Below are 6,887 nucleotides of genomic sequence, written 5' to 3'. Positions count from 1 at the left end.
CCAGGAGCCATGAAATATAGAATCGCGGAGTTCGAGTCATAGAACCATTCGCGCTCTGCGTCAAGTGCGACGAGCGCGCCAAACAGATAATAATGGCCGCCCGTTTGAGGACACAAGGCTCCGCATTCTCCGGTCTGGCCGACATCAAGGGATATCTGGCCCGCACCTGAAGCGGTGACAACACTGGTTTCGTGGCCGAACGGGTCAGGGCCGCTCCAAAGATGGACCTTTGCGCCTGTCCAGTTTAGAGGCGGGAGATTTGCATCGACGATATGTCCAGCATCGGTGCCGGCCTTCTCAGTGGCCCAATTCACTTGAAAGAGGTCATCTCCATTGGGCCAGCGCGCTTCGGTCATCATGTCGCTCCCGACGAAGATCTGATTGGTATCGTCTGTTCTGAGCGTCACGTGAGCTTCATAAATTGATCCGCTATGTAGGGTCCACCCTGTCACGCTGTCGGAGCCGTCGAGAATGACGGGCTCGAGGTTATAAGCCATTATTGTAATTCCGGAATTGGGAGTGACCGTTTCGCGGTAGGTTCCCGCACGCACTTCGCAAGTCGATCCTTTGGCAACGGAAGACGCACAGTGTTGGATGGTCAAAAATGGCTGATCGATAGTGCCCGCGTTAGAGTCGCTGCCGTTCGGAGCAACGAAGAAGGCATTGACGGCAGTTGGGGGGACGACAGTGAGAATTGCGGGGGTGGCGCTAATTGTCCCGTACCGATTTGTTACGGTGACGGCGAAAGTGGAGCCGGAATCGATAGATTGGTTAGTGGGAGTGATATAAGACGCTTGGGTAGCTCCCGAAATAGCGACGCCGTTCTTCAGCCACTGATAAGTTAGCGGTGTTGAGCCCGTCGCGGCGACCGTAAACATGGCTGGCTGACCAGCTTCGACGGTTTGACCAGAAGGTTGACCGGTTATTAAGGGCGGAATGAAACAGTTACTATTGCAGCCATTTATAAAAAACAATAGAGGAACCACGAGGAACAAAGAGCACAAAAAAGATCGATACCTGGATTTGCCATTATGTCCCATAGCTGTTCACGGTCTTGCCATCATCGGTAATTGGATTGCAGACATAGACTTACAGATTCCGTTTGAAAAAGTCAAATGACGGTTGTTAGTCAGCCCTCGACACTTTGGCGGAATTAGAAGCGTTCGGGCCCATCCGGCATCGGAGCCCGACTCTCTGAAACGGCGCAGCAGCACTTGCAATCGCCGATATCCGGACCATGGCTTGTCTCTGGCCAACGCCACGACACGAGCCCCGCAGATCATCATCTGAGTGTGGACATACTAGACAGTTGCCGTCTCGTGCCTGTAGCGGACGCTCTATGCCGCGTCCATCAAGGTTGCATGTTCGCCGCTGCTGGAGGCGTATTGTTGCGACGAGATCCATTTCGGATCACCGCCGGGAGCGCTTTCTTATGCAGCCTACTCAGATCCGCCACTCGCTTGCGAAGCCGGGTGCATCCCGCAGTTGCTTGGCTCCCTGAGCTTCGTTCACATCCATCCCGCCATACTTCGCCTTCCAGGCATAGGGCAAGTCAAGGCTTGATCTGCTCGTGCGGTTCTGCGCATCGTGCGAGTCCCAAGACTCGTCCATATCGAGAGACCCTCTCGAGCGGGACATAGCGTTCATTTTCTTTCCCAGCAGCCCTTGGCCTCGGATTTACCTGAAAGGTTCGATAATGTACACTTTGCTTTCGCCTCCATTCGTGGTTAGATTTGCCGTCTCGCTTTTGCACCTCTGTGTTTTAATCGGGCTTATGCATCCAGGGATTTTGTCGCTACCGAGGCATTTGTTTCCCGGCTGTTTGGCGGAGACAAATTCCACTCACAACTCGGGTTTGCCTAGATGAGACTGGCGATTCTCGGCACGCGCGGTATTCCCGCACGTCATGGCGGTTTCGAGACTTTCGCTGAGAGACTCGCGGTCGGGCTAAGCGAGCAAGGCTTCGATGTAACCGTCTATTGCGAATCCGGTAGATCTCCCGCCCCCGATGTCTTTCAAGGGGTAAAGCTGCGTTATGTTTCCGCTCCTGCTCTCGGCCCTCTTCGGACCATCCTCTACGACCTGCGCTGCCTTTGGGCGACGCGCAGAGGATACGACGTTGTGTATATGCTTGGGTATGGCGCCGCTCTCTTCTGCTTCATCCCGCGATTGTGGGGCGCTCGTGTGTGGATCAATCCTGATGGACTGGAATGGGCACGCTCTAAGTGGGGCTTTGTTGCGAAGAGCTATTTCCGCTTAATGGAATGGGTTTCGCTTCGCGCGGCCAATTGCATCATCGCGGATGCGGAAGCCATTGCGGCGAACCTAGCCGACCGTCATGGCAAACTCCAGGCGTGTACCGTTATTCCTTATGGTTGCAGGGTGATCGAAACACCTCTTCCAATCGAGCCGCTTTCCGAGTGGGGTCTTGCATCGGGGGGCTACTATATCCTCGTTTGCAGGCTGGAGCCGGAAAACCATGTCCTAGAGATTCTCCAGGCCTTCCAACGATCCAGCACTAACAGGCAGCTCATCGTTGTAGGTGATCAACTGACCCAGACCCGCTATGTCGAGCGACTTCTCTCGGTGAAAGATCCCCGAATTCGAATGGTTGGAACCGTATATGACCAAATCAAGCTGACCAGCTTGCGATACCATTCCTTTGCCTATTTACACGGTCACAGCGTCGGGGGAACCAACCCTTCGCTTCTCGAGGCGATGGGATGTGGCAACCTCATCTTTGCGCATAATAACCCCTTCAACCGCGAGGTATTGGGCGCATGCGGTTTCTATTTCGCAAATAGCGCAGAACTTACGAAGGCCATTGGTGACGCGGAGCAGGATGAAACGGAACTGACATATCACAGAGAGGCTGCGAGATCGCGTGCGCGCGCATATTATCGCTGGCCAGAGATCATTTCCAGATACGCGGCGTTGCTGAAATCTGAGCAAGCTAAACGGTAGGACCCCACTACCCGAAGTTGTAAGGGGTGAGTACCGGCCAAGTAGCCGCCTGATCGAAGACCGTATCATCATGCCCAGTCAGGAGCGATACGGGGAGGGGAAACACCACTCGCTTTAAATCCTGTAGGGTTTCCAGTACCATAAATTCCGTATCTATGAATAGAATGAATTATGCAGCTTATAGCATCTTCTTAAAGTAAATCTGTACCCCCAAGTATTCTCCCTGGTTCGCATAAGTAACATAAATATTGGCTGCATGTTTCTCGATCAGGGCAAAAATGCTGTTCAAATCGTAAGCACTCATCTCCATTCGTGGCCGAAAGAGATTTCGTCCCCTCAGCAGATTCGCAATTATTGCTGAGAAGGGCAGGTAGTGCTTTGCACCTTGTATAAACCGCTGCCTCGCCTGCGATCTGTCAGACCGGCCAAATGTAAAATGAAATGCCCCGACACCTCCTACCTTCAAATGCGTCAGGAGTTCGCTGAAAATCCGCTCGCCTCGTTTCATTGAAATGTGCTGAAACACGATATAGGAATGTATCAAATCATATTGATCGGTCAATAAGGTTAGTTGGTCATCGGACTTAATGATGGAGACATTAGCTACATTTCGTTTCGCGCAATTTGCGCGTGCCTCATCCAGCATTGCCGTCGAGACATCAGCTCCAACAACATGTTTTGCAATCTTTGCAAACGGGATCACCAATCTTCCAACACCACAACCAAAGTCGAGAACATTAGCAGGCGTGAAATTCGAGTCGATATGCTTTCTGATATTCTCCATTACTTCCTGGACGTGCTTCTCCCCAGACGAGAAGAATGCCGCCATACTTTCATCGACCAGGTTAGCCCTGCGGAAGCTGGATTCTGACAAAACCGCGTAATATGGATCAGAGGCACCAAGCCGTTCCCAGTCATTGTCAGTATTGTGGTTCAGCGGCACGGTTATCTCCCAACTTAAAAACACTTACAAGCCATTTGATCACGGTCAGTATACATCCGATGGCGAAGTGCCCAGTTCCTCTTCAGTCATGAATCACCGATCTCGCGCCTTGTGAAAGACCGGATGGTGACAGTCCGAAATGACGCAGATAAACACTGCGAACGGTTCGAGCCGCCTTTTCCCAGGTGAACTCCTTGATCCTTAGCTGCCCTCGATGGATCAGACTTTCCCGCAATCCCGTCCGCTCCAACGCAAGGACTGCATCGGAGATTTCGCTCGGGCTACTCGGGTCAACAAGGAGTGCTGCATCCGCACATACTTCAGACAGGGCAGTGCTTCGGGAGGAAATCACAGGGATACCTGAAGCCATCGCCTCAAGCAAGGGCATGCCGAATCCTTCTGCCCAGCTGCAGTAAACAAATCCCTTTGCGTTGCGGTATATCGCGCCTAGTTGTGCATCAGAAACCTGCTCCAGTACTCTAACGTCCCGTTCGAGGCGCAGTGTGCCAATCAAATCGAGGGCTTCACGGTACTGAAAGTGGCGCTGACCAACAATGACCAGTGGAGCACGAGGACAGGGGAGTTGAGCCCACGCGCGCAACAAGGTCGCATGGTTCTTACGCGGCTCCAGGCGTCCAACTGTCAAAAAATAGGTTCCCGGTTGGAGACCAAGCTCCTGCACCTCGTTGAAGCCCAAGTCTCCCGAAAAAAAGCGCTCTGTATCGACCCCGTTCGGGATTGTATGTACCTTTTCAGCTGAGACGGAATAAGTGTCGCAAATTTGTCTGCGGGAGAATCCACTCACCGTGAACACACAAGCGCTATGGCGGATTGAATAGGGCACAAGAAGATGAGATCGCAATACAAACGCCTTTTCAAAATACTCTCGATGCGACTCAAACAAAATGTCGTGGACTGTAACCGCTGTAGCGCAAAACGACACAGGCGGAGCTATGTATTGGACATGTAACAGAGACAGGCCGTGACGCTTCACTATGTTCGGCAGCTGCCAGAGAAGCCTCACGGAAGACGGTTTCTTCGGCATTGAAACAAAGGAGACATGCGGCAGTGCAAAGCTCTTATTGAAAGACACCAGCTTATGTGGTTCTTCAGCGATCAAAACAAAGTCGCACTCAGGCGTAAAGTCAATCACGCGTGAAAACAGTTCCAGGCAATGCGTCCTCGATCCCTGAAATATCCCTTCCGCCACGTGCAGATCGAGGCCGATGCGCGGGCGACGGCGAATCATTCTTTCCTCAGCCTTCATCACTTTTGCGGCTCTTTATCTGTCTTGCAGGAACTCCTGCAACGATGGCAAAGGGAAGAACATCTCTTGTAACGACCGCTCCTGCGGCAACGATTGAGTGATCTCCAATTGTGACACCGTCAAGAATCGTAACGCATGCACCTATCCACACATCATTCCCGATCGTGATCCCACGGTTATTAACACCTTGCTCACAAATGAGCCTATTCGAATCTGAGAAGTTATGGTTTTCGGCGATAATCGTGAGTCTCGCGCCGATCAACACATTGTCGCCAATCTTCAGACTCCCGGAGCAGCCGATATATGAATATGCGCCAATAGAACTCCGATTTCCCATAACCATCCCGGATCCAAGATTGCCGCCCCAATGGCCGCTGGGGCGAATCATTGCACCTGCGCAGATTGTGACATCGTCTCCAAATACCATTTTCGATCTGCTAATTGCCTGAAGGTAGACGCCCTCCTCAATCTTGCATCTTTTCCCGAACACCACGTTTCCTTTAGGACCTATTACGCGCACCCGGTCTCCTACCGAGATGATGTCTCGGCATGTCAGCTTGAATAGACGGTAGTAAAATCCCCGCAACACCGTGCGCGCAAGGTGGCTCCAGATGTACTTTCGAAATTGCGAATGATCATCGCCAACGTACTGCAATCGGCGGAGGATACTCTGAAAGGCGCGAATGCCGCCTTCCCATACAGAGCCGTCACCTTCGGAATGTGAACTCATCTTCTTCTCGCCCTTGACGATTTTCTCCCCGGAACTTCGGCAACTCCGATGATAAAATCACTCGGCTGTACACATCTTCAATGATTTCGCTTTTGTGTTTCCATGTGAGTCGCTGTGCAGCTTGCCTGGCCGCGATTGCCATTTGATATCGGCGGTCCTCATCCAGTCCAATTGCTTTGATAGCCGCGGCAAAATCTGCAATCACTTGATCAAGCTGGTTCGGTGGAATCTTCACGCCGCATGCCGAGTTAACGGCGTCCCTGAATCCGAAATGGTCGAGACAAAGGACAGGAAGTCCGTGCGCCAGAGCCTCGGCTACCACCGTGGAGGTTGCGTCATACAGGCTAGGCTGGACAAGACAATGAGCGGACGCCATGACAGAAAACACCTCCGCCCGCACGACTCTCCCGGTAAAGTTACAACGTTCGTTTATTCCGAGTCTTCGGGCAAGTAGCTTCCAACTACCTAGAAGCGGGCCATTGCCGACAGCGGTCAACCGCCAGTCAACGGAGGACTCTTTGAGCTGTCCCAGAGCAAGGAGGACTATATTGAGCGCTTTTCTGCTTTCACAGAAGCCGGACCAAACGATATGCAAAGGTTCTTCGGGCCGTCTCCGAGTCGCAGGTCTCGACTCCAGGTCGGGTGCGCTCACCTCGCATAGAACTATGGCATCCCGGTTGTAAAGTGCGTGGACTTTTTCAGCCACGTTGCTTGACCCTGCAAGGATGATTCCGGCGGCGGCGGCAGCACGCTTCGGTCGACTGGCCGCATACATCGACCAAACGGTTGCTAGGTTCTTCAGGAGGAAGAATGGCCGCGAGCGGAATGGCACCGCATTCAACAGCCTCAAAGGAAAGAATTGCAACCCCCCTATTGGACCCCACACAAATGGCTTGCCGAGTTTCCAGAGGTGCCCAGGTTCACGGAATCCGGTTCCGGTAACATGATGAACCAAATCAAAGTTGATTCGCTCGTCTAAGGAG

Annotated in this window: 6 protein-coding genes and 1 pseudogene; 1 reads left to right on the top strand and 6 read right to left on the bottom strand. The window is 52.5% G+C overall.

Features of this window, described 5'->3' with window-relative positions; genetic code table 11:
• Both WA354_RS05980 and WA354_RS05975 read right to left on the bottom strand, forming a co-directional pair.
• Positions 1-878 (bottom strand): annotated as a pseudogene (locus WA354_RS05980) (hypothetical protein); the annotation flags it as partial.
• Between the two features lie 565 nt (positions 879-1,443).
• Entirely contained in the window at positions 1,444-1,611 is a 168-nt protein-coding gene (locus WA354_RS05975) for a hypothetical protein (RefSeq protein ID WP_472812098.1), read from the bottom strand.
• Between the two features lie 252 nt (positions 1,612-1,863).
• Here WA354_RS05975 and WA354_RS05970 point away from each other — a divergent pair, with 252 nt between their 5' ends.
• Complete coding sequence (locus WA354_RS05970) at positions 1,864-2,964, top strand: DUF1972 domain-containing protein (protein WP_472812097.1); 1,101 nt, start codon at positions 1,864-1,866, stop codon at positions 2,962-2,964.
• Positions 2,965-3,142: 178 nt separating this feature from the next.
• On the opposite strand, the gene WA354_RS05965 is transcribed toward WA354_RS05970, so the two are convergent.
• The 4 genes from WA354_RS05965 to WA354_RS05950 all read right to left on the bottom strand — a co-directional run bounded on the left by WA354_RS05965 (position 3,143) and on the right by WA354_RS05950 (position 6,679).
• On the bottom strand, positions 3,143-3,907 hold the full coding sequence (locus WA354_RS05965) for a class I SAM-dependent methyltransferase (protein ID WP_472812096.1): 765 nt from the start codon (positions 3,905-3,907) through the stop codon (positions 3,143-3,145).
• An 82-nt stretch (positions 3,908-3,989) separates the two neighbouring features.
• Positions 3,990-5,156, bottom strand: a complete 1,167-nt coding sequence (locus WA354_RS05960) for a glycosyltransferase family 4 protein (protein ID WP_472812095.1) — start codon at positions 5,154-5,156, stop codon at positions 3,990-3,992.
• A gap of 7 nt (positions 5,157-5,163) precedes the next feature.
• A complete protein-coding gene (locus WA354_RS05955; protein ID WP_472812094.1) occupies positions 5,164-5,904 on the bottom strand; it encodes an acyltransferase in 741 nt (246 codons plus the stop codon).
• Complete coding sequence (locus WA354_RS05950; RefSeq protein WP_472812099.1) at positions 5,882-6,679, bottom strand: glycosyltransferase; 798 nt, start codon at positions 6,677-6,679, stop codon at positions 5,882-5,884. Before WA354_RS05950 ends, WA354_RS05955 begins: the two co-directional genes overlap by 23 nt.
• Positions 6,680-6,887 lie beyond the last annotated feature (208 nt).

Source organism: Occallatibacter sp., from assembly GCF_049802275.1.
Classification (GTDB): Bacteria; Acidobacteriota; Terriglobia; order Terriglobales; family Acidobacteriaceae; genus Telmatobacter.
The sequence above is the reverse complement of the archived record's forward strand: the minus strand, read 5'-3'. Positions and strand labels throughout refer to the sequence as shown.

Coding starts and splice junctions, on each gene's coding strand:
- WA354_RS05975 (WP_472812098.1), bottom strand. CDS start 1,611: ATGGACGAGTCTTGGGACTCGCACGATGCGCAGAACCGCACGAGCAGA.
- WA354_RS05970 (WP_472812097.1), top strand. CDS start 1,864: ATGAGACTGGCGATTCTCGGCACGCGCGGTATTCCCGCACGTCATGGC.
- WA354_RS05960 (WP_472812095.1), bottom strand. CDS start 5,156: ATGATTCGCCGTCGCCCGCGCATCGGCCTCGATCTGCACGTGGCGGAA.
- WA354_RS05955 (WP_472812094.1), bottom strand. CDS start 5,904: ATGAGTTCACATTCCGAAGGTGACGGCTCTGTATGGGAAGGCGGCATT.
- WA354_RS05950 (WP_472812099.1), bottom strand. CDS start 6,679: ATGTATGCGGCCAGTCGACCGAAGCGTGCTGCCGCCGCCGCCGGAATC.